The 19902-nt window shown below is 44.7% G+C and carries 17 protein-coding genes and 2 pseudogenes; 13 read left to right on the top strand and 6 right to left on the bottom strand.

What is annotated here, in order from left to right; all coding sequences use genetic code 11:
* Positions 1-41 precede the first annotated feature (41 nt).
* The 4 genes from BTR1S_RS03910 to splB all read left to right on the top strand — a co-directional run bounded on the left by BTR1S_RS03910 (position 42) and on the right by splB (position 3468).
* The gene (locus tag BTR1S_RS03910) at positions 42-308 is read left to right on the top strand and encodes a phosphocarrier protein HPr (protein ID WP_006638411.1); all 267 of its coding nucleotides are present in this window, start codon (positions 42-44) and stop codon (positions 306-308) included.
* A complete protein-coding gene (gene ptsP / locus BTR1S_RS03905) occupies positions 308-2026 on the top strand; it encodes a phosphoenolpyruvate--protein phosphotransferase (protein WP_006638410.1) in 1719 nt (572 codons plus the stop codon). The genes BTR1S_RS03910 and ptsP overlap by 1 nt, the downstream gene beginning before the upstream one ends.
* Positions 2027-2138: 112 nt before the next feature.
* Positions 2139-2366 carry a splAB operon transcriptional regulator SplA gene (splA, locus tag BTR1S_RS03900; protein ID WP_029418569.1) on the top strand — a complete coding sequence of 76 codons (228 nt, stop codon included), beginning with the start codon at positions 2139-2141 and terminating at the stop codon, positions 2364-2366.
* A gap of 73 nt (positions 2367-2439) precedes the next feature.
* Positions 2440-3468 (top strand): spore photoproduct lyase, encoded by a 1029-nt coding sequence (gene splB / locus BTR1S_RS03895; protein ID WP_006638408.1) that lies wholly within the window; start codon positions 2440-2442, stop codon positions 3466-3468.
* A gap of 97 nt (positions 3469-3565) precedes the next feature.
* On the opposite strand, the gene BTR1S_RS03890 is transcribed toward splB, so the two are convergent.
* The gene (locus tag BTR1S_RS03890) at positions 3566-4240 is read right to left on the bottom strand and encodes a GNAT family N-acetyltransferase (RefSeq protein WP_029418568.1); all 675 of its coding nucleotides are present in this window, start codon (positions 4238-4240) and stop codon (positions 3566-3568) included.
* On the opposite strand from BTR1S_RS03890, the pseudogene BTR1S_RS23685 reads away from it, so the two are divergent.
* From BTR1S_RS23685 to BTR1S_RS22375, 4 genes and pseudogenes are all read left to right on the top strand, one after another.
* Positions 4171-5382: pseudogene (locus BTR1S_RS23685) on the top strand (HAMP domain-containing protein); the annotation flags it as partial. The gene BTR1S_RS03890 and the pseudogene BTR1S_RS23685 sit on opposite strands and share 70 nt — an antisense overlap.
* A complete protein-coding gene (locus tag BTR1S_RS23680; RefSeq protein WP_373926317.1) occupies positions 5377-6324 on the top strand; it encodes a methyl-accepting chemotaxis protein in 948 nt (315 codons plus the stop codon). The pseudogene BTR1S_RS23685 and the gene BTR1S_RS23680, both read left to right, overlap by 6 nt.
* Before the next feature lie 106 nt (positions 6325-6430).
* Complete coding sequence (locus BTR1S_RS22380) at positions 6431-7216, top strand: SDR family oxidoreductase (RefSeq protein ID WP_029418566.1); 786 nt, start codon at positions 6431-6433, stop codon at positions 7214-7216.
* Positions 7217-7228: 12 nt separating this feature from the next.
* Positions 7229-8101, top strand: a complete 873-nt coding sequence (locus BTR1S_RS22375) for an NAD(P)-dependent oxidoreductase (protein WP_006638404.1) — start codon at positions 7229-7231, stop codon at positions 8099-8101.
* Between the two features lie 56 nt (positions 8102-8157).
* Here BTR1S_RS22375 and BTR1S_RS03870 read toward each other — a convergent pair whose 3' ends face one another.
* The gene (locus tag BTR1S_RS03870; protein ID WP_006638403.1) at positions 8158-8901 is read right to left on the bottom strand and encodes a CAP domain-containing protein; all 744 of its coding nucleotides are present in this window, start codon (positions 8899-8901) and stop codon (positions 8158-8160) included.
* Between the two features lie 350 nt (positions 8902-9251).
* Between BTR1S_RS03870 and BTR1S_RS03865 the strand changes: the two genes are divergently transcribed.
* Both BTR1S_RS03865 and BTR1S_RS03860 read left to right on the top strand, forming a co-directional pair.
* Positions 9252-11360, top strand: a complete 2109-nt coding sequence (locus BTR1S_RS03865) for a peptidoglycan D,D-transpeptidase FtsI family protein (protein ID WP_006638402.1) — start codon at positions 9252-9254, stop codon at positions 11358-11360.
* Between the two features lie 160 nt (positions 11361-11520).
* Entirely contained in the window at positions 11521-13332 is a 1812-nt protein-coding gene (locus BTR1S_RS03860; protein WP_006638401.1) for a PAS domain-containing protein, read from the top strand.
* A gap of 21 nt (positions 13333-13353) precedes the next feature.
* Here the strand turns inward: BTR1S_RS03860 and BTR1S_RS03855 are convergent.
* Positions 13354-14534 (bottom strand): annotated as a pseudogene (locus BTR1S_RS03855) (aminotransferase A); the annotation flags it as partial.
* 188 nt (positions 14535-14722) lie between these two features.
* Positions 14723-14878, bottom strand: a complete 156-nt coding sequence (locus BTR1S_RS22700) for a protein YkzT (protein ID WP_162148085.1) — start codon at positions 14876-14878, stop codon at positions 14723-14725.
* A 173-nt stretch (positions 14879-15051) separates the two neighbouring features.
* On the opposite strand from BTR1S_RS22700, the gene BTR1S_RS03850 reads away from it, so the two are divergent.
* The 3 genes from BTR1S_RS03850 to BTR1S_RS03840 all read left to right on the top strand — a co-directional run bounded on the left by BTR1S_RS03850 (position 15052) and on the right by BTR1S_RS03840 (position 17952).
* On the top strand, positions 15052-15573 hold the full coding sequence (locus tag BTR1S_RS03850) for an RDD family protein (protein ID WP_006638398.1): 522 nt from the start codon (positions 15052-15054) through the stop codon (positions 15571-15573).
* Between the two features lie 79 nt (positions 15574-15652).
* The gene (locus BTR1S_RS03845; RefSeq protein WP_006638397.1) at positions 15653-16969 is read left to right on the top strand and encodes an MFS transporter; all 1317 of its coding nucleotides are present in this window, start codon (positions 15653-15655) and stop codon (positions 16967-16969) included.
* 62 nt (positions 16970-17031) lie between these two features.
* Positions 17032-17952, top strand: a complete 921-nt coding sequence (locus tag BTR1S_RS03840) for a chemotaxis protein (protein ID WP_006638396.1) — start codon at positions 17032-17034, stop codon at positions 17950-17952.
* Positions 17953-17979: 27 nt separating this feature from the next.
* On the opposite strand, the gene BTR1S_RS03835 is transcribed toward BTR1S_RS03840, so the two are convergent.
* Positions 17980-18441 (bottom strand): YkyB family protein, encoded by a 462-nt coding sequence (locus tag BTR1S_RS03835; RefSeq protein ID WP_006638395.1) that lies wholly within the window; start codon positions 18439-18441, stop codon positions 17980-17982.
* Between the two features lie 139 nt (positions 18442-18580).
* Positions 18581-19882, bottom strand: a complete 1302-nt coding sequence (locus BTR1S_RS03830) for an MFS transporter (protein WP_006638394.1) — start codon at positions 19880-19882, stop codon at positions 18581-18583.
* Positions 19883-19902: the final 20 nt, after the last annotated feature.

The following is a 19902-nucleotide window of genomic DNA, read 5'->3' as shown; positions in this document are numbered from 1 at the left end:
GAATGTATTAAAAGCTTTAAATTAAAAGGAGATTGATAAAAATGGCACAAAAAACTTTTAAAGTAACTGCAGATTCTGGTATCCACGCGCGTCCAGCGACTGTTCTTGTACAAACAGCAAGCAAATATGATGCTGATATCAATTTGGAATATAACGGCAAAACTGTAAACCTAAAATCGATTATGGGTGTTATGTCACTTGGTATTGCGAAAGGTGCCGAAATTACGATTTCTGCTTCAGGCGCTGACGAAAATGATGCACTTGCCGCTCTTGAAGATACAATGAAAAGCGAAGGACTAGGCGAGTAATGCTTGAATTGAAAGGAATAGGCGCTTCAGCCGGTATTGCGATTGCAAAAGCATATCGGCTGGAAGAACCTGATCTAACGGTTGAAAAGAAAAACATCTCTGACCTTGAGGCGGAAGTAAATCGTTTTGAACAAGCAATCGAGAATTCCAAACAAGAGCTTGAAACTATTAAAAATCATGCGTTAAAAGAGCTTGGCGAAGATAAAGCAGAAATCTTCTCCGCACATCTTTTAGTATTAAGCGATCCTGAACTTTTAAATCCTATAAAAGACAAAATCAAATCCGATTCCGTTAATGCGGAATTCGCTTTGAAAGAGACGGCTGACATGTTCGTTTCCATGTTCGAATCAATGGACAACGAATATATGAAAGAACGCGCCGCAGACATCCGTGATGTCACAAAGCGTGTCACAGGACACCTTCTCGGCGTAGAGATTCCGAATCCGAGCCTGATTTCTGAAGAAGTCATCATCGTTTCAGGAGACTTGACTCCGTCTGACACAGCGCAATTGAACCGCCGTTTTGTAAAAGGGTTTACAACAGACATCGGCGGACGCACATCCCATTCAGCCATTATGGCGCGCTCTTTGGAAATTCCTGCGGTTGTCGGTACAAAAGCGGTGACTAAAGAAATTCAAAACGGCGTGACAGTCATCGTCGACGGCATCAACGGCGATGTAATCATTGATCCTTCACAGGACGTCATCAGCCAATATGAGCAAAAGCACCAAAAGTTTTTGGAGCAAAAAGCGGAATGGGCGAAGCTTGTCAATGAACCGACTGTAACAAATGACGGTCACCATGTTGAGCTTGCCGCCAACATCGGTACGCCTGACGATGTCAAAGGCGTTCTTGAAAATGGAGGCGAAGCCGTCGGACTCTACCGTACAGAGTTTCTTTATATGGGCAGAGACCAGCTTCCGACTGAAGAAGAACAATTTGATGCCTATAAAACCGTTCTTGAGCGTATGGGAGGCAAGTCAGTTGTCGTTCGTACCCTTGATATCGGCGGAGACAAAGAGCTTCCATATTTAGAGCTGCCAAAAGAAATGAACCCTTTCTTAGGTTACAGGGCCATCCGTCTTTGCTTGGATGAGCAGGAGATTTTCAGAACGCAGCTGCGCGCACTGCTTCGGGCAAGTACATATGGAAACCTGAAGATTATGTTCCCTATGATCGCGACGGTCAATGAATTTAGGCAAGCGAAAGCGGTTCTTCTTGAAGAAAAAGAAAAGCTTCAAGCTGAAGGCCATCAAGTGTCCGATGACATCGAAGTCGGTATGATGGTGGAAATTCCGGCTACTGCGGTGATCGCCGATCAGTTCGCCAAAGAAGTCGATTTCTTCAGCATCGGAACAAATGACCTGATTCAATACACGATGGCTGCTGACCGGATGAATGAACAGGTGTCATACCTTTATCAGCCATACAACCCAGCGATTCTGCGCCTAATTACGCTTGTTATTGAAGCGGCTCATAAAGAAGGAAAATGGGTTGGCATGTGCGGAGAAATGGCAGGAGATGAAATTGCGATTCCGATTCTTCTCGGCCTTGGACTGGACGAGTTCTCAATGAGTGCGACATCAATCCTTCCGGCAAGAACGCAAATCAGCAAGCTTTCTAAGAAAGAGACCGAATCTTTTAAAGAACAGATTCTCTCTATGAGCACAACAGAAGAAGTTGTCCAATTCGTAAAAGAAAACTTCAAATTGTCTTAATTGACATCTGAACCCAGACGGCATTTACGCTGTCTGGGTTTTTTGTGTGTTGCATCAACTTCTGGTTGCGGGGAGATAATATATGCTGATGCAAACAGGAAGGAGTTTTTTCATGTCAAAGCAAAATATCAAGGCGGGGGACCGCGTATATGTCATCTACAGGAACCCGCATGCGGCGAGCGTCGCTCATATTAAGGAAGCCGAAGTTGTCGAACACCCGATCCACGAAGGCGAGCTGGCTTTGTTTATTTATGATACATATCACGCGTTTGCCGAGGATGATGCCGTTTTTTCTTCATACGAAGAGGCCGAACGGCTGTATCGCGATTTATTTGAATAATCTTCTTTTCGCATAAGGAAACGGCATTTTGCAAAAAGTATGGGAAATAAGTTAAAGGATGTGTCTGTTTCCGATGGTCAAACCATTTGTTCCCCAGCTTGTTTATATAGAGCCCCGCGCTTTAGAATATCCCCTCGGAATAGAGCTGCGAGATAAATTTTCCCGCATGGGCCTTGAAATCAGAGAAACGACTTCACACAATCAGGTGCGGAATATTCCCGGAGAAGGCCACCTGCAAAAATACCGGAATGCAAAATCGACACTGGTCATCGGCGTCAGAAAAACGTTGAAATTTGACTCATCAAAACCTTCCGCAGAATATGCGATCCCTTTTGCGACCGGCTGCATGGGGCACTGTCACTACTGCTATCTGCAAACGACAATGGGGAGCAAGCCCTATATCAGGACATATGTCAATGTTGAGGAAATTCTTGATCAAGCCGATCAATATATGAAGGAACGGGCTCCACAGGAGACGAAATTTGAAGCGTCCTGTACGTCAGATATTGTCGGGATCGACCATTTAACACATACATTAAAACGCGCGATCGAGCATTTTGGACAAACCGATCTCGGCAAATTGCGTTTTGTCACGAAATTCCACCACGTCGACCATTTGCTTGATGCGAAGCATAACGGCAAAACAAGGTTCAGATTCAGCGTCAACGCCGATTATGTCATTAAAAACTTTGAACCAGGCACATCTCCCCTGGACAAACGGATTGAAGCAGCCGTGAAAGTCGCTGAAGCAGGCTATCCGCTCGGCTTCATCATCGCGCCTATTTACATTCATGAAGGCTGGCAGGAAGGGTACAGGATGCTGCTCGAAAAACTGGACCATGCACTGCCGCAGCATGTCAGGAATGATATTACATTTGAAATGATTCAGCATAGGTTTACAAAGCCGGCCAAGCGCGTCATCGAAAAAAACTATCCGAAAACAAAGCTCGAACTTGACGAAGAAAAGCGCCGCTACAAATGGGGAAGATACGGGATCGGCAAATACATTTATCAAAAAGATGAAGAACAGGAGCTGCGGAGCGCATTGGAATCATATGTCGACAGGTATTTCCCCGAATCCAAAATCGAATATTTTACATAACAGAGCCCATTCTTCCCAAACGGGCTCTGTTTCACTACCATCAGTGCCGTTTTTGAAATAAGGAACCTCTGTTTCTTATAGAAACAGGGGGGGATTTTTATTGCCGATCATGATAAAAAGGATTTTTCCACTCCATAAGGACCGCATGGCCAAGCGATTCTTCATCATCAAGGTAGTCCGGAATGATGCAAAGAGGCGACCGTCCGCAATGCAGAAGAAATGAAAGGACAGGATCCCGTTTTTTGCCGTCCAAAACAGCCTGCACATACTGTTCCGGCGACAGGCTTTCAGCTGATTGATGGTAGTGGGGGATTCGTCCGCCCCCCAACAGCCTTTCAAGCCCTTTAAACACCGTTAATTCATACATGGTTTGCATCAGCCATTTTCCGATTCCGAGCTTCCGGTAGCTGGGAGAGACGGAAATATCAACGACATAAAGGGAATTTCCTCTGCTCACGTGATTCCGGATGTATCCGTGATCAGTCACCTCTTCCCATTTATGGCGGGGATGGTCCGGATCAAAATGGACGATCAGACCTGTCATTGAACCAATGATTCTCCCGGCGGCGACCGCGCAAAGCGCACCTTCCTGAAACACATCAACATAGGAGCGCAGCTGTTTTTCATTCCATAAAAGCTCTTCTGGAAAAGGCGGGGGAAAGCATTCTTTTTGCAAAGAAATCAAAGCCGGAATATCTTCATATGAATAATTGCGGATCTCCACCTTTTGATAAGAAGCGCCTGCATCGACATAGATCTGCTTACGGATCATCCATCACCCCTTTTTCATTTCCTTCCATTATAAAGATATTTTTTCGTCCTGTCTTAAATGATGAGGAGCGAAAGCCGATAAAAAGGATGAAAGTGTATGAAAAAGGAGGGGGTCGCGTGTTTAAAAAACTGCACATTAAAATTGCGGGATTCGTTGCTGTCATGCTGATTCTGACAGTGGTCATTCTCCAATTATCAACAACATTTATCCTCAAATCGATGCTTCAGGAAGAGGCGAAAGATTCTACTTCAAGCCTGCTCGGTTCGCTTAAAGGAAACATCGAGCTTCAGCTGGAAAACTATGAAACAGTCCTGAAGCGCATCAGCGACGGGCAAATGGCCCAAACGTTTATCAAGGATAGGAACAACAATATCACGCAGCTTGTCAGCGATGAATTAAAACAAGTAAAAGAGAAAGATGAGTTTGTCAATTTAGCCTATATAGGCACTGATAAAAAGGAAATGTTTACATTTCCGAAAACAACATTCGCAAAAGATTATCATCCGGCTGAGAGACCATGGTATGCCGAAGCCGAAAAAAAACCGGACAGCGTCGTCTGGACTGAGCCATACAAAGACGCGGTTTCCGGGGAGATGATCATTACGGCGGCAAAAGCGATCGTCGTTGATCAAAAAGTAAAAGGCGTCGTCGGCTTTGACCTTTCATTAGAATCAATCAACAAAATCATTGAAAACCAAAAAATGCCCTATGACGGATATGCATTCTTAATCGATCAAAACGGCACGATGCTGGCGCATCCGTCAAAACAGGGCGAGGATATGTCTCAGGATCAGACATACAAAGGCATCCTCTCTGCAAAGGACGGCATAAAGATAGGAAAAGACAGTGTGATCGCTTATCAGACCGCCGGCGGTACAGGCTGGAAAATCGGTACGCAATTTGAAACCAAAAAACTGCTTTGGGTCGCTGATGAAATGAACAAAATGGTGATCATGATTTCAGTCATTGCTCTGGCTGCCGCGATTCTGTTAAGCTACTTCCTGGCCAAAACGATTACCGGTCCGGTCAAGCAGCTCATTGCCAAGACAAAAGCTGTCGCTGAAGGAGATTTAACCGTACAAACTGCCGTCAAATCAAAAGACGAAATCGGAACGCTGACAAAGGACTTTAACAAAATGGTCGACCATATGAAGGAGATGATTCTTAAAGTCAGGGCATCTTCCGGAAAAGTATCGGAATCGACCGACCAGTTGAGCGTTGTTTCTGAGGAAACGGTATCAACGAGCAACGAAATCGCCGAGGCGATTGAAGAAGTGGCTTCAGGAGCGACAGAACAGGCGGCAGAAGTTGAAACCGTAAATGAGAAGTCTGAGCGGCTGTCCGTCAAAATTAAAGAAATCGAGAACCATGCCGACAGCATTCAGAAGCTTTCAAGAACGTCAGAGGATGCGAGCTATCAGGGAATTGATGCGCTTGGACAGCTTTTGGCAAAGTCGAATGAAGCCAATGCGGAAACGAAAAAAGTAGAGCAAATGCTTCAAAAGCTCGAAGAAAAAACGAAAAATATTGAAGAAGTCGTCACAGCGATTTCGGCAATCTCCGACCAGACCAACCTGCTTGCCCTTAATGCGAGCATAGAGGCTGCACGGGCGGGAGAGAGCGGACGCGGCTTCGCCGTCGTAGCGGAAGAAGTCAGAAAGCTCGCCGAACAATCGGCTGCATCTTCACAGCATATCAATGAAACCGTCAAGCAAATTCAGCTGGAAACAAAAGAAGCCGTTTCTGCCATGACGGAAGCCAGCAAGATGAATGAAGAGCAAAATGCCATGATTCATGAGACAGGAGAAGCGCTCAGCAAAATTACCGCTGAAATGCAGGCGCTTGTCAAATCGATTGACCACATTTACGCAGAGATATCGGTGATGAGTGATGAACAGCAGAAAATGACCGATTCGATCCAAAGCATTTCAGCTATTTCCCAGCAGTCGGCCGCGGCCGCGGAAGAAGTCAATGCTTCTACAAACGAACAGCTGACGGCTTTGGAAACGATTGCGAAATCAACTGAAACGCTAAGCAGCGCAAACAAAGAACTGTTGGACGCGATTAACAAATTCAACGTATAAATATCCGGCCCCCTCATGCAGTCAGAGGGGGTTTTCTTTTTACTCTCCAAATCCCAATTTTCTGACTATACATGGTACACTATAAAAAAGAAGGGAGCTGATATCTGTGGATGTAAAGATGAAAGGAAAAACGGCACTTGTGGCTGCAAGCAGCAAGGGGCTCGGAAAAGCGATCGCCGCCGCGCTTGCTGAAGAAGGCGCCAATATCATGCTGTCCGGCAGAAATGAAGCCGCCCTGCAAGATGCCGCACAAGAACTGAATGTGCTGGGCGGGGGTTCGGTGTCATATGTTGTATGCGACCTTGCCAACGGGGAGGATATTAAAGCTCTTGTTCATAAGACAGCTGAAACCCATGGATCGATCGATATGCTTGTCAACAATGTCGGAGGACCAAAAGGCGGCGGTCTTTTAGATCTCACAGACGAAGATTGGACATCATCGTTTGAACTGCACCTGCTCAGCTATATTCGTTTAATCAGGGAGTCTCTGCCTTATCTGAAGAAAAGCGGCGGACGGATCATCAATATCGCTTCATCATCAGTCAAACAGCCGATTCCGGGTCTTCTCTTGTCAAATACGTTCCGGATGGGTATCGTCGGTCTCACAAAATCGCTTGCGGAAGAACTGGCGGAACACCGGATTTTGATTAACACGCTGGCGCCGGGAAGAATCGCGACAGACCGCGTGGCAGAGCTTGACCGGCAAAAAGCCGAACAAACAGGGCTTTCCCAAGAGGAGGTCAAAGAAGACTATGAAAAGCAAATCCCGCTGGGGTCTTATGGAAAACCGGAGGACTTTGCCCAATATGCAAGCTTTCTTTTATCAGAGCGCAATACATATATGACTGGACAAACGTTGTTGATCGACGGCGGCATGGTAAAAGCAATTTAAGGAGGAAACAGCATGAAAAAAACAATCGGATTCATCGGCCTCGGAGTCATGGGAAACAGCATGGCGTCCCATATTTTACAAGAAGGCTATCCAGTAGTCGTCTATACGCGAACGAAACAGAAGGCGGACAGCCTTCTGGAACAAGGAGCAGAGTGGAAATCCTCCGTTAAAGAACTGGCGGAAGCGGCAGATGTGATCATTACGATGGTCGGCTATCCGCAGGATGTTGAAGATGTATACTTTGGAAGCGGCGGCATTATTGAAAATGCCAAAAAAGGCTCATACCTCATTGATATGACAACCTCGAAGCCATCGCTGGCCAAAAAAATCGAAGCGGCGGCCAAAGAGAGATCGCTTCATGCGTTGGACGCCCCTGTATCAGGAGGAGACATCGGCGCGCGTAACGGAACGCTCGCCATTATGGTCGGCGGAGAGCGCAAAGCTTATGAAGAGTGCCTCCCGATTTTTCAAATCATGGGTGAAAACATCCAATATCAGGGGCCGGCAGGCAGCGGGCAGCATACGAAAATGTGCAACCAAATCGCGATTGCCGCAGGAATGATCGGCGTTGCGGAGGCGATGGCCTACGCCAAAACTTCAGGTCTTGATCCGGAACACGTCCTAAAGAGCATCACCACGGGAGCCGCAGGAAGCTGGTCGCTTTCCAATCTTGCGCCAAGGATGCTGAAAGGCGATTTTGAACCGGGCTTTTACGTTAAGCATTTTATTAAAGATATGGGAATTGCCCTTGAAGAAGCAGAGCTGATGGGAGAGAAAATGCCGGGTCTGGAGCTCGCGAAAACCCTTTATGACCGGCTCGCGGAAAAAGGCGAAGAAAACAGCGGCACACAGAGCATCTATAAGCTTTGGACAGACTATCAGTAAAATAAAAACCACTTGCTTTCCATTTGGAATGCAAGTGGTTTTTTGTTGGCTCAGGCTTACTTTCCGATAAACTGCTGAGTCCAGATGTTCCCGTCTTTCACATATCCGACACCGATATGTGTAAAGTTAGGATTCATAATGTTTTTTCTGTGACCTTCACTGTTCATCCAGGCTTGTACGACTTCTTTAGGCGTTCTTTGGCCTTTCGCGATGTTCTCGCCGGCTGTACGGTAAGTGATGCCGAATTTCTTCATCATGTCAAATGGCGAACCATAAGTCGGGCTGTTGTGGTCAAAGTAGTTTTTATCTTTCATATCCTGAGACTTCTTGCGGGCGACACTGCTTAGTTTTTCATCCAATGTCAGTGGTTTTAAGCCCTGTTTCTTTCTTTCGGCATTTGTCAGATCAACGACTTCTTTTTCATATGCGCTTACTGAAGAAGCTGTTGTCGTGTCTTGCTTTGTCTTTGAAGCCTGTTCTTTAGAAGCTGCAGGCTTAGAGGCTTCTTGTTTTTGAGTTTGCGCGCTTTTTGGTTTAGCAGATTGTTGAGCAGACGCGGATGGTTTCGGCTGATTTGATTGCTTCATATATGAACGGAGCAGAGACTGAATTTTTTCCTGGTCAGCTTTAGATAGCTGGTCTACATTTTGAATATTCAGCTTGCCGGCTAGATCAGAAACATTTATTGAATGGATGGTTTTCACTTGAACGTGCTGCTGTTCCTTGGCATCTGCATGCTGGCCGCTGAACGTGAAGATCGATGCTGCAGCAGCAGCTGATAAAAGAAAAGCTTTTTTCATAAATGATGGTCCTCCTAAATGTTGTAGTTTTATGTGGTACACTAGCATGATAACATGGGGTTTTTGAAATATTTGATCCATATATTCCCTTTGACATGGGTTTTTTGTTAATTTTGACATATAATAATGAAAATCCTTTGCTGACAGGGTGCCACCAAGCAGCTGTTTTGCACGTCTTGTCATAAACGTACCAAATTTTTAATATGTTAGATAAATTTTTATAGAAATAGAGATTGACAGGCATTTTCAAAACTTTAGATTGTAACAACCATTACAAAAGTGTTACAATATATATCAGGTGACTAGTTAATTATGTAAAAATTGAATATTGTGAGAGGAGAGAGTTTTGGGTGACTGAAACTGGACATGATCCGGCTGAAATAAAAAAAAGCAAGCGCTCACGCATGTGGAGAATTAATTTGTATTTCTTTGCGGTGTTCACTTTATTTGCTGCGTTGATTGTGAAGCTTGGACTTGTGCAAATCGTCAACGGAGAGGAATATGAACGGCAGGCTTCAAAAACCGAGGCCAAAATCGCGTCATATCCGGCTCCGCGCGGCAAAATGTACGATAGAAACGGCCGGGTGGTCGTCGATAATCAAAGCGTTCCGGCGATCACGTATACGGTGATGACAAGCACCAAAACGAAAGAAAAAATCAGCACGGCGAGAAAACTCGCAAAACTGATCGATATTGATACATCATTTCTGAAAGAGAGAGACCTGAAAGATTACTGGCTTGCCGCACACCCGAAAAAGGCTGAGGCGCTTTTAAGCAGTAATGAGAAAAAACTGGAGTCTGCCAAAACATACGCCCTTCAGGTTGACCGGGTTCCCGCCGAGGAGATCAAGGCTCTTAAAAAGGATAAGCAGGAGCTTGAAACAGCGGCGATTTTTAGAAGGTTCTCCGGCGGATATGCCTATGAACCGCAAATTGTAAAAGCGATGGATCCGAAAACAGCGGCAAAAGATGATGCCCAGCTGCTTGATGAAAAAACTTCAAAACAGCTTCCTGCCCGCGATTTAACGTATGAAGAAGTATCGCGCGTTTCCGAGCATCTCGAAGAGCTGCCGGGGGTCGACGTCATCATGGACTGGACGAGGAAATACCCTTACGAAACGACGCTGCACTCAATTTTCGGAGGTGTTACAACACCTGAGCAGGGTCTGCTCAAGGAACGGCAGGATTTTTACTTGACGAGGGGTTACGCCCGTAATGACAGGGTCGGAAAAAGCTATCTCGAGTATCAGTATGAAGAATATTTAAATCCTAAAAAAGCGAAGGTGCAATATACGGAAAACCGTTCGGGCGAGGTCGTCAGCCAGGAAACGGTCGATGAAGGAAGGCGCGGCTATGATCTGCAGCTGACGTTCGATATAGAGCTCCAAAAGAAAGTCGAAAAGATCATTGAAGAAGAGCTGAACAAGTTCCGCGGCTCAAACTACATGCTTGACAGAGCGTTCGTCGTCATGATGGACCCGAACAACGGAGATGTCTTGTCAATGGCCGGAAAGCGGATCGTCGACGGCAAAATAACCGATTATGCGATCGGCACTTTTACGACCCAGTATGAAATGGGGTCGGCGGTCAAAGGCGCGACAGTGCTTGCCGGCTATCAAAGCGGCATGCCGCACGGACAACACTATTTAGATACAAAGTTACACTTTGCTGGTGGTGTTGAAACGGGATCCTACACCGGAAACAGCATCGGCTGGACCGATGAAGTCAGAGCGCTTGAAAAAAGTTCGAACGTGTATATGTTCCATGTCGCGATGTATATCGCAGGTGTCAAATATAAACCTTATGGAGCCCTTCCAGCGGATCAGGAAGACTTAAATAAAATGAGAAATTACTACAGCCAGTTCGGGCTCGGCGTGAAAACAGGCATTGATCTACCGCAGGAGTCAGCAGGAATGCAGACGACCCCGGATGCAGTCGGAGGGCTGATCCTCAATGAAGCTATCGGACAATATGATACGTACACACCTTTGCAGCTCGCGCAATATATTTCTGCGATTGCAAATGGCGGGTACAGGGTTCAGCCAAGAGTCGTGAAAAGCATCCGCCAGCCTGAAACCGAAAAGCTCGGACCTGTCGTTGAGGAACGATCCGCCAATGTGTTGAATAAAATAAACAACTCGAATAGCGACATCGAAATCGTCAAGAGAGGATTAAAAAGAGTGACCCAGACTGGGACTGCCGCCGGCGCATTCGGTTCGCTTGACGTATCAGGCAAAACCGGAACTGCTGAAACGAAATATTACGGCACAAACCGAAGCTGGTGGGGCACACCAACTTACAATATCACCTTTGCAGGCTATTACCCATCGGAAAATCCGCAGGTTGCCTTCAGCGTTGTCGTCCCGTCTATTGACGATAAAACGAAGATGAACAAAAACATCGCCGCCAAAATCGTCAACGCTTATGTCGATCTGCAAAAAAAATACAGCAAGGATTAGACAAAAAAGAACACGGACGTGATCCGTGTTCTTTTTTTATTATCAAAATTTGACGAATGCTAGAAGTTTTGAAGGAGATTTCTCGTATTTTAGCGAATCCTTTTAAACAAAATCGTTTTATTGAATGCTGGTGGTGAATAGGGTATAAAGGAGGGATACGATGGAACAAAAAACAAAACGTTTTGAGCAATATAAACCTCATATGAATTTGCAGGCAGTCCTTTCAGCAAACGGCCGTTTTATATACATATCTGCAAACTGCAAAGAGCTGTTAAGCTACGAGCAGAATGAACTGATCGGTACGTATTTGAAGGACTATTTACACGAAGACGATCTTTTTCTGGTAGAAAGTTATTTTTACAATGAACATCATTTGCTGCCATGCACCTTCAGATTTGTGAAAAAAGATTATACGATGATCTGGATCGAAGCATCGATTGATTTTGTGACGACCCATGTTGGAGAAAAAGAACGGGAAATTGTTCTCAAAATGAAAGTGTTTGAAGACCGTCCCTCTAAGAAGAACAGCTCTTTAAAAGAGGATGCCGAGCTTGGGGAACCTGCCGGAGCTCCGGAAAAAGAAGAATTTGAAGCAATGGTAGAAGGCTTGCCCAGTCCTTTGTGTATCAGCGTTCAAGGAAAAATTGTCTATGTCAATGACGCGATGGTCAGCCTGCTCGGGGCGGAGCACAAGCGGCAAATTATCGGAAAGTATTCCTATGATTTTATTGAGAAAGAGTATCATGAAATTGTTAAAAACCGCATTAAAAGAATGCAGAAAGGGCTTGAAGTGGGTATGATCGAGCAAACATGGAAAAAGCTCGACGGCACCCTTGTTCACCTTGAAGTAAAAGCGTCTCCGACCGTTTTTCAAAACCAAAAAGCGGAGCTTCTGCTGCTCATTGATATTTCGTCAAGGAAGAAATTTCAAACCATTTTGCAAAAAAGCAGAGAACGCTATCAGCTTTTGATCCAAAACTCTATTGATACGATTGCCGTGATTCATAAAGGAAAATGGGTATTTATGAATGAATCCGGCATCCGCTTGTTTGAAGCGAAAACATATGAAGATTTAATCGGCAAGGATATTTATGAACAGCTTCATCCATGCGACCATGAAGGCGTGAAAACGAAGCTCAAACGAATCACAGACCGCCAGTCTGAATCAGAAATTATCAAACAGACGTGGTATACGTTTGAAAAACGGCTCATTTATACAGAAATGGTCTGCATTCCGACGACATTTTTCGGCGAAACGGCAGTTCAGGTCATCTTAAGGGACATTTCTGAACGAAAGCAGACCGAAGAGCTGATGCTGCGGTCTGAAAAACTGTCGATTGCCGGTCAGCTGGCAGCCGGAATCGCCCACGAAATCCGCAATCCGCTCACTGCTATTAAAGGATTTTTACAGCTGATGAAGCCGACGATGGAAGAAAATGAGCATTATTTTGATATTATATTTTCCGAATTAAGCAGAATCGAATTGATCTTAAGCGAGCTTCTCATGCTGGCCAAGCCGCAGCAAAACGCCCTCAAAGAAAAGCTTGACCTGATCAGGCTCATCCGCGAAGTGACGGCTCTTTTGGAAACGCAGGCCAACTTGAACGGTATATTAATCAATACAAAACTGTCAGGTGAAAAAATCTTTATTAAGGGTGATCAAAATCAATTAAAGCAAGTGTTTATCAACCTGATTAAAAATGCTGTCGAATCAATGCCGGACGGCGGTACAGTCCATTTGGAAGTCAAGGAAACCGCTGACGCGGTAACCGTTACGGTCCAAGATGAAGGCGAAGGGATACCTGAACATGTCCTCAAGCGAATCGGAGAGCCGTTTCTAACGACAAAAGAAAAAGGAACAGGCCTCGGACTTATGGTCACCTTTAACATCATCGAAAATCACAACGGAACGATAGAAGTAAAAAGCAAAGTCGAAAAAGGCACGACTTTCATCATTTCTTTTCCAAAATAAATATAAAAAAACAACGGCGTAAAAGCCGTTGTTTATGTAGTCTGAATCGATTGCCGCTTATTGAATACAAAGGACTCCAGCCGGTCAAGCCCCTCGCGCAGCGTATCAGGAGAATAAGCGTATGAGATCCTCACATAGCCTTCCCCATATTCTGAAAACGAGCTGCCCGGCACAATCGCAAGCCCCTCTTCCTCAAGAAGTGAAGTGCAGAAATCGAAGGAAGTCATTCCCAGCGATTTAATGGAAGGGAAAATATAAAACGCTCCGGACGGCTTGACGACATCGAGACCCATCGTCACAAGCCTATCGTAAACATAGTCAAGGCGTTTTTTATACTGCTCCCTCATGATCAGCGAATCATCAAACCCGTTTGTGACGGCTTCCAAAGCCGCTTTTTGAGAAATGGAAGAAGCGCATGACACATTGTACTGGTGGACTTTTAAAATATGTTTGGCAATTTCTTTAGGTGCGAACAAAAACCCGATTCTCCAGCCGGTCATGCTGTGGGATTTGGATAGTCCGCCGATGACGATCGTCTGATCTCTTAAAACCGATGCAATCGAATGATGAGGTCTGTCAAAGGTAAGCTCGCTGTATATTTCGTCTGAAAGGACAAACACATTCCGCCCTTTCAGAAGGGAAGCGATCTCCTTCAATTCTTCCTCAGAAAGCGTCATACCCGTCGGGTTTGACGGATAAGGAAGAACGACACATTTCGTTTTAGGGGTCAGCGCTTCCTCAATCAGCTTTGCCGTCAGCTTAAACCCGAAAGACGTTGTATCAATGATCACCGGTACTGCGCCGCACAGCTTGATAATCGGTTCATATCCGGGATAGACCGGTCCGGGGAGGATCACTTCATCGCCCGGCGATAAAATGGTGCGGAATGCAGCGTCTATCCCCTGGCTGGCACCCGTTGTGATGATGATTTCGGTCTCGGCTTCATAGTTTAAATCGGTCTTCTTTTTCATATACAATTGGACAGCTTGTCTCAGCTCCGGATAGCCCGCGTTGTGGGTGTAAGATGTATGGTTTTCGTCTATCGCTTTTTTTGCGGCCTGCTTGACATGGTGGGGTGTGAAAAAGTCAGGCTGGCCGATTGTTAAAGAGATTACGTTTTCATACTGGGATACAAGATTTGAGAATTTGCGGATTCCCGAAATTTCAATTTCTTTTACATTTGGATTTAGCAAATGTTCCATTTTTCATCACCTTAAAAAATGTTATGGTTGATCTTATTTTACCATCATCAGTTAAATTGTCATCTTTTAATCAATCAATTTTATGAAAACTAAAACAAGTATATGCAAAACTTTAAATGGTATGCAGGCCGGCGGCTAAACCGCGATAGAAAAAAGGCAATCAAGCGATTGCCTTATGATATGGAAGATCAATATCCATATTCTGAATCAAGATCTTCTTTCCATGATATGTAAATGTCATCTTCGCGGTCTGAAGCATCCTTGATCATTTTTGTGTACAGCGCTTTGCTTGCATCTTCTAAAACGGTTAATTCGTGATCCTTGATCATCACAATTGTTCCCATCATGAACACCTTTCTCGTAAAAAATCCTTGATTATTGTAACACGATATCGCTGAAAGTCAATGATCATCATGTGAGCTATACATTAATTTAAGCTTAAAAAAACGTTTTACGTATTGATAAAAATCGGCAAACCTTAGTAGTATATAGAAGTCAGATGTTAGGAGGAAGTAAATTGGAATTAAGTAAAAAAGAAGCCGCTCTTTCAGTGGAGAGCGAATACGCCGGAATCGGCTTCCGCTTTCTAGCTTCTCTTATTGACGGAGTCATTCTCGGTGTCCCGTTATATATACTCACAGTTGTGTTTACAACAGTGATGTTTATGGGAGATCCCGACGTCATGCGCATAGTGGAGAAAAATCAAGAAATCGTAACAGAACAGGAAATTCTCATTACTTTATTCGCCTTTCTAAAAATATTTGCGATTATAGGGGTCTTCACGTTTCTTGTTTATTTTCTTTATTACACGCTGATGGAATCATCCAAATGGCAGGCAACGCTCGGTAAGAAGATCATGGGAATTCGGGTGGCGGATACAGAAGGGGGAAAAATCTCCTTTGGGCAAGCCGCCGGACGTTTTCTGGCAAAAAGTTTCTTATCTCCGATTTTAATGATCGGTTATATTTTAGCGTTTTTCACTGAGAGGAAACAAGCGCTCCACGATTTGCTGGCCGGAACAATTGTTTTAAAAAAATAGCGGATACAATAACAGCACGCTTTCGGCCGAAATGCGTGCTGTTAGACGTCAGGATTAAAAAATAGGGGGCATCTATATCATGATTGAGCTGGAACGTGAACGGGCTGGAAAACAGACGCCGAAAAAAGGGTTAAAGCTGTTTCTTACGCTGCCGATTATCTCCTGGGCTCTGTACGATTTTGCGAATACGATATTTTCATCAAATATTGTCACGATCTTTTTCCCTTTTTATTTGCAGGAGACAGTCGGTGAGAACGCAAGCATGAATCAGGTGGCAAGTACGTTTATATCATACTCAAACGCCGCCGCAAGCTTTTTGCTCGTGATTTTTACACCGCTGTTCGGAGTGATGATTGACAGGACGGGGAGAAAGAAAAAATATATCGGGCTGTTTACAATGATTTGCGTGGCCTGTACGGTCTTCATGGGGCTTTTGGCGGGTGTTTCCTTTGAACAGAAGGTTTACGGTCTGCCGTTATCTTTAATTCTCGTTATCATAATGTTTGTGACGGCGAAGTTTTTTTATCACTCCAGCCTGGTGTTCTATGATCCGATTTTGGCTGATTTAGGAACAAAGGAAGAGATCCCGCTCATTTCCGGATTTGGAACAGCAGTTGGATACATTGGCACACTGGCCGGTCTGACGGTCTACCTGATGGTTGGCAACCACGATTTTCATAAGGCGTTCATTCCGTCCGCTCTATTGTTTCTGATCTTTTCTCTTCCGTATCTTATCTTTACGAAAGAGCGCAGAAGGCCTGAACCGAAAGAGAAAAAGTCGTTTTTCAGCGGCTACAGGGAAATCGTGCAAACCTTTAAGGACATTCAATTATACCGTCCGGTCTTCCTGTTTATGATCGCATACTTTTTTCTCAATGACGCGCTTGCCACGACTGTGGCGATGATGGGGGTATATTCCAAGGCCGTCATCGGTTTTTCGACGGGACAATTTATCCTGCTTTATCTTGTTTCAACCGTAGCAAGCATCATCGGTTCATTTCTTCTGGGCTATGTAACAAAGAGGATCGGGGCAAAACGGGCGGTCAGTGCAGTTGCCGTCATTTTGATCATCTCGTTGCTCATCGCTGTATTTACTACATCGGCAGCGCTGTTTTGGATTGCGGGCAGCCTGTTTGGCATCGCGCTCGGCGGGACATGGGTTGCGTCAAGAACACTGATTATTGAACTGACGCCGGAGAAAAAACGGGGCGAGTTTTTCGGACTGTTTGCGTTTTCCGGAAAAATTTCTTCAATTTTCGGCCCGTTTCTTTACGGTTCAATTACCTTGATGTTCAAGGACCTCGGAAATATAGCGAGCAGGATGGCTTTCGGTTCTTTGATTGTATTGGCCCTGATCGGTCTTGTCATCCATCAAAATGTAAAAGCAAAAGCTTGAACTTTTAAATAAAGACGCCGATATAAAAAGTACAACACAAAGTAGGATAGAGAGGGATATCAGTGTCTTTAAACAACCAGGAAATTTTATTAAGTTCCGGAACGAATGAACTAGAAATTGTAAAATTTGAAGTGGGTCACAATGTGTTCGGTATAAATGTCATGAAGGTCAGAGAAATCATCCAGCCTGTCGGGATCACAAAAGTGCCCCATTCCCACAGGCATATGGAGGGAATGATCACCCTGCGCGGCGAAATTCTTCCCGTCATCGATCTATTCTCTTTTTTCAATGTGGAACACGGAGAAGAAGAAAAGCAGGAAAAATTTATTGTCACCGAATTCAACAAACGAAAAATCGTCTTTCATACAGGCTCCGTTTCGCAGATCCATCGGGTGTCATGGGGGGAAATCGAAAAGCCGACAGCGTTGAATCAAGGAATGGAAAGGCATTTGACAGGAATTATCAAGCTTGAAGGAACGATGATCTTCCTGCCTGATTATGAGAAAATCATTTATGACCTCGAGTCTGAATCAGGTATTAATCCTTATCAGATGAGGGATGAGAAGTTCGACAAAAGAAGAACGGATAAAAAGCTGATCATTGTCGAGGATTCACCTTTGCTGCTGCGCCTTTTAGTCGAAAAGCTGAATGAAGCGGGCTACAATAACATCATGTCGTTTGAAAACGGCAAGGATGCCTATGACCACGTCATGACGCTGATCGAGGACGGCGCAGAGCTTCAGGAAAAAGTCGATTTAATGATAACAGATATTGAGATGCCGCAGATGGACGGACACCGCTTGACAAAGCTGTTAAAAGACAATCCGTTAAGCGCCGGAATGCCGATATTGATTTTTTCTTCGCTTATTACAGACGACCTGCGCCATAAGGGAGAACAAGTCGGGGCAGATGAGCAGATCAGCAAACCCGAACTGAACGAACTCATTGAAAAGCTTGATAAATATATTTTCCAAAGCAAATAAAAGCCTCCTTCGGGAGGCTTTTTTTGATTAAAAATAACTTTCGCCAAGCTTCTTGAATACAGGCTTTGCAGAAGAGCGCTTTCGGTTCGTGACGAGCGGCTTCTCCTTCAATCCCGTGTAGTTTTGAAGCAGCTGCTTCGCTATGTTCAATGACATATGAGCTTTTGGATTCCGATAAGAATGATTTAGTGTACCTAAGTGCGGAAGGTTATCGAAGTCTTCTTTGGTTGGAGGCATGTGAAAAAAGTAGTCTCCGAGAGAAATGAGCACATCTGACTGTTGCTGGCTGAATTTTGGGTTTTTCGAAAAGTGAAGTCCTACCTTTTTACCTTTTCCTTCATTGATGAGCTTTTGTAAAGCTTTCTTTTTCAGGAGATACAGGTATTTGGGATCGGTCGCGGTTTTAGCATGACGATTGACCGTGTAAATCGCTTTTGAAAGGTTTTCGATGGTTGGTTTTAATTCTTTAGTATGATTATGGTCGTCCATTTTTCCTCTCCTATCCATTCTTTCCTCATCACCTCCTAGGGATGTAAGGCTTATGTCTAAATTATACGAAATACAAGAGAAAATGCAAATATTCCATAAAAAAACGCGCGAATTTGTTAATGAATCGCGCGTTTTCTCTTTATAAAGCGGAGTTTATTTTCGCTTTTGTATTTTTTTGTCTTTTTAATGCGGCTTGAACATCGACCTCTGCCGTCTGGGTGCTGAATCTGGGCAACGCGATAAAATAGTATAATGCGGCCAGCAGAATAACCCCCGCCAATCCGTAATATATATAATCAACATTGCCGATGATGCCCGGGAATAAGAGGGCGATCAATCCGAGCGCCGAGGATTGGGCCAGCATCATAAGCGGATCCGTCCAGCCGCTGACTCTTCCCATCAGCCGCGGATGAACGATTTTAGGGATCCATCCGCCAAGGGCGGTATTGATGGGCCCGATGCATGTCCCAGCGATAAAAGCGGCCGCATAGTAAATCGGCAATTGATCCGTAAATCCGAGCAGGATGATAAACACGCCAGCTATAAAGATCGGAACTGACATCAAGTATTCTGGCTTCACTTTTTTGGAAAGAAGAACGCCGCCGCCGACCCCCACCAAAAGTCCGATACCGAGAACGACCGTAAAGAGAGAGGTATGCCACTCATAGCTGTCAGGGGACAGCTCGTATTTCATTTTAAACATCGGCAGAACGGATAAACCGCCGCTTACAAGCCCAAAAATAAAATATCCGAACACAAGCGAGGCCAGTAATTTATTCTTCAAAATATACACAATGCCTTCCTTAAAGTCATGCATTGAACTTTTAACCGTGATGTGTTTCCAGCCTTTTTCTCCGTTCGGCTGCCGCGCTTCAAGCGGAATATTACAGGAACGGATCAAAAACCCGGAAATAATAAAGCTGATAAAATCAAGGGCGATCGCTCCATGCAGGCCGATCGTCTTATACATAAATGCGCCGAGGCCGACGCCGAACAGCATGAACAAGCTGAAAAGCATTTGATTCAGACCGGCTGCCTGGGCATATTGGTCCTTTCTCAAAATCGCCTGGACCAAACTTGCTTCGGCAGGGTAGAAAAACTTTGTCACCGCGCTTCTGATAAACAGAACGCAAAATACAAGCGGAATGGATTGGAGATACAACACAAAAAAGAAAACGACAGTTAAACCCGCTCTGATCCAATCACAGTTTTCAGCCACCTTCTTGCGGTCAAAACGGTCAGCAACCACACCGACGAGAAAGAAAACGAAAACCGTCGGAAGTGAATACATCAGCTCGGCGATTGTCGTGTATGCCGGCTGGCTGCTGAACCTGTCGAGCAAGAAGAAAGCGAAAGCCATATTTCCAACTGTCGTTCCCATTTGAGAAGCGAGAGCTGCGAAAAAAAGACGGACGAAATTACGATTTTTAAAAATATCCATAAATACGCTCCTTACCCTAA

It is taken from the genome of Bacillus sonorensis NBRC 101234 = KCTC 13918 (assembly GCF_001592005.1).
Lineage (GTDB): Bacteria > Bacillota > Bacilli > Bacillales > Bacillaceae > Bacillus > Bacillus sonorensis.
This window is presented reverse-complemented; position numbering and strand designations above follow the sequence as displayed.

What these genes read in the sequence shown, in the direction of transcription:
- splB (WP_006638408.1), top strand. Translation starts at nt 2,440, where the DNA reads ATGGTCAAACCATTTGTTCCCCAGCTTGTTTATATAGAGCCCCGCGCT.
- splA (WP_029418569.1), top strand. Translation starts at nt 2,139, where the DNA reads ATGTCAAAGCAAAATATCAAGGCGGGGGACCGCGTATATGTCATCTAC.
- BTR1S_RS23680 (WP_373926317.1), top strand. Translation starts at nt 5,377, where the DNA reads ATGGTCGACCATATGAAGGAGATGATTCTTAAAGTCAGGGCATCTTCC.
- ptsP (WP_006638410.1), top strand. Translation starts at nt 308, where the DNA reads ATGCTTGAATTGAAAGGAATAGGCGCTTCAGCCGGTATTGCGATTGCA.
- BTR1S_RS03860 (WP_006638401.1), top strand. Translation starts at nt 11,521, where the DNA reads ATGGAACAAAAAACAAAACGTTTTGAGCAATATAAACCTCATATGAAT.
- BTR1S_RS03870 (WP_006638403.1), bottom strand. Translation starts at nt 8,901, where the DNA reads ATGAAAAAAGCTTTTCTTTTATCAGCTGCTGCTGCAGCATCGATCTTC.
- BTR1S_RS03890 (WP_029418568.1), bottom strand. Translation starts at nt 4,240, where the DNA reads ATGATCCGTAAGCAGATCTATGTCGATGCAGGCGCTTCTTATCAAAAG.
- BTR1S_RS03835 (WP_006638395.1), bottom strand. Translation starts at nt 18,441, where the DNA reads ATGGACGACCATAATCATACTAAAGAATTAAAACCAACCATCGAAAAC.
- BTR1S_RS22375 (WP_006638404.1), top strand. Translation starts at nt 7,229, where the DNA reads ATGAAAAAAACAATCGGATTCATCGGCCTCGGAGTCATGGGAAACAGC.
- BTR1S_RS22700 (WP_162148085.1), bottom strand. Translation starts at nt 14,878, where the DNA reads ATGGGAACAATTGTGATGATCAAGGATCACGAATTAACCGTTTTAGAA.
- BTR1S_RS03830 (WP_006638394.1), bottom strand. Translation starts at nt 19,882, where the DNA reads ATGGATATTTTTAAAAATCGTAATTTCGTCCGTCTTTTTTTCGCAGCT.
- BTR1S_RS03845 (WP_006638397.1), top strand. Translation starts at nt 15,653, where the DNA reads ATGATTGAGCTGGAACGTGAACGGGCTGGAAAACAGACGCCGAAAAAA.
- BTR1S_RS03910 (WP_006638411.1), top strand. Translation starts at nt 42, where the DNA reads ATGGCACAAAAAACTTTTAAAGTAACTGCAGATTCTGGTATCCACGCG.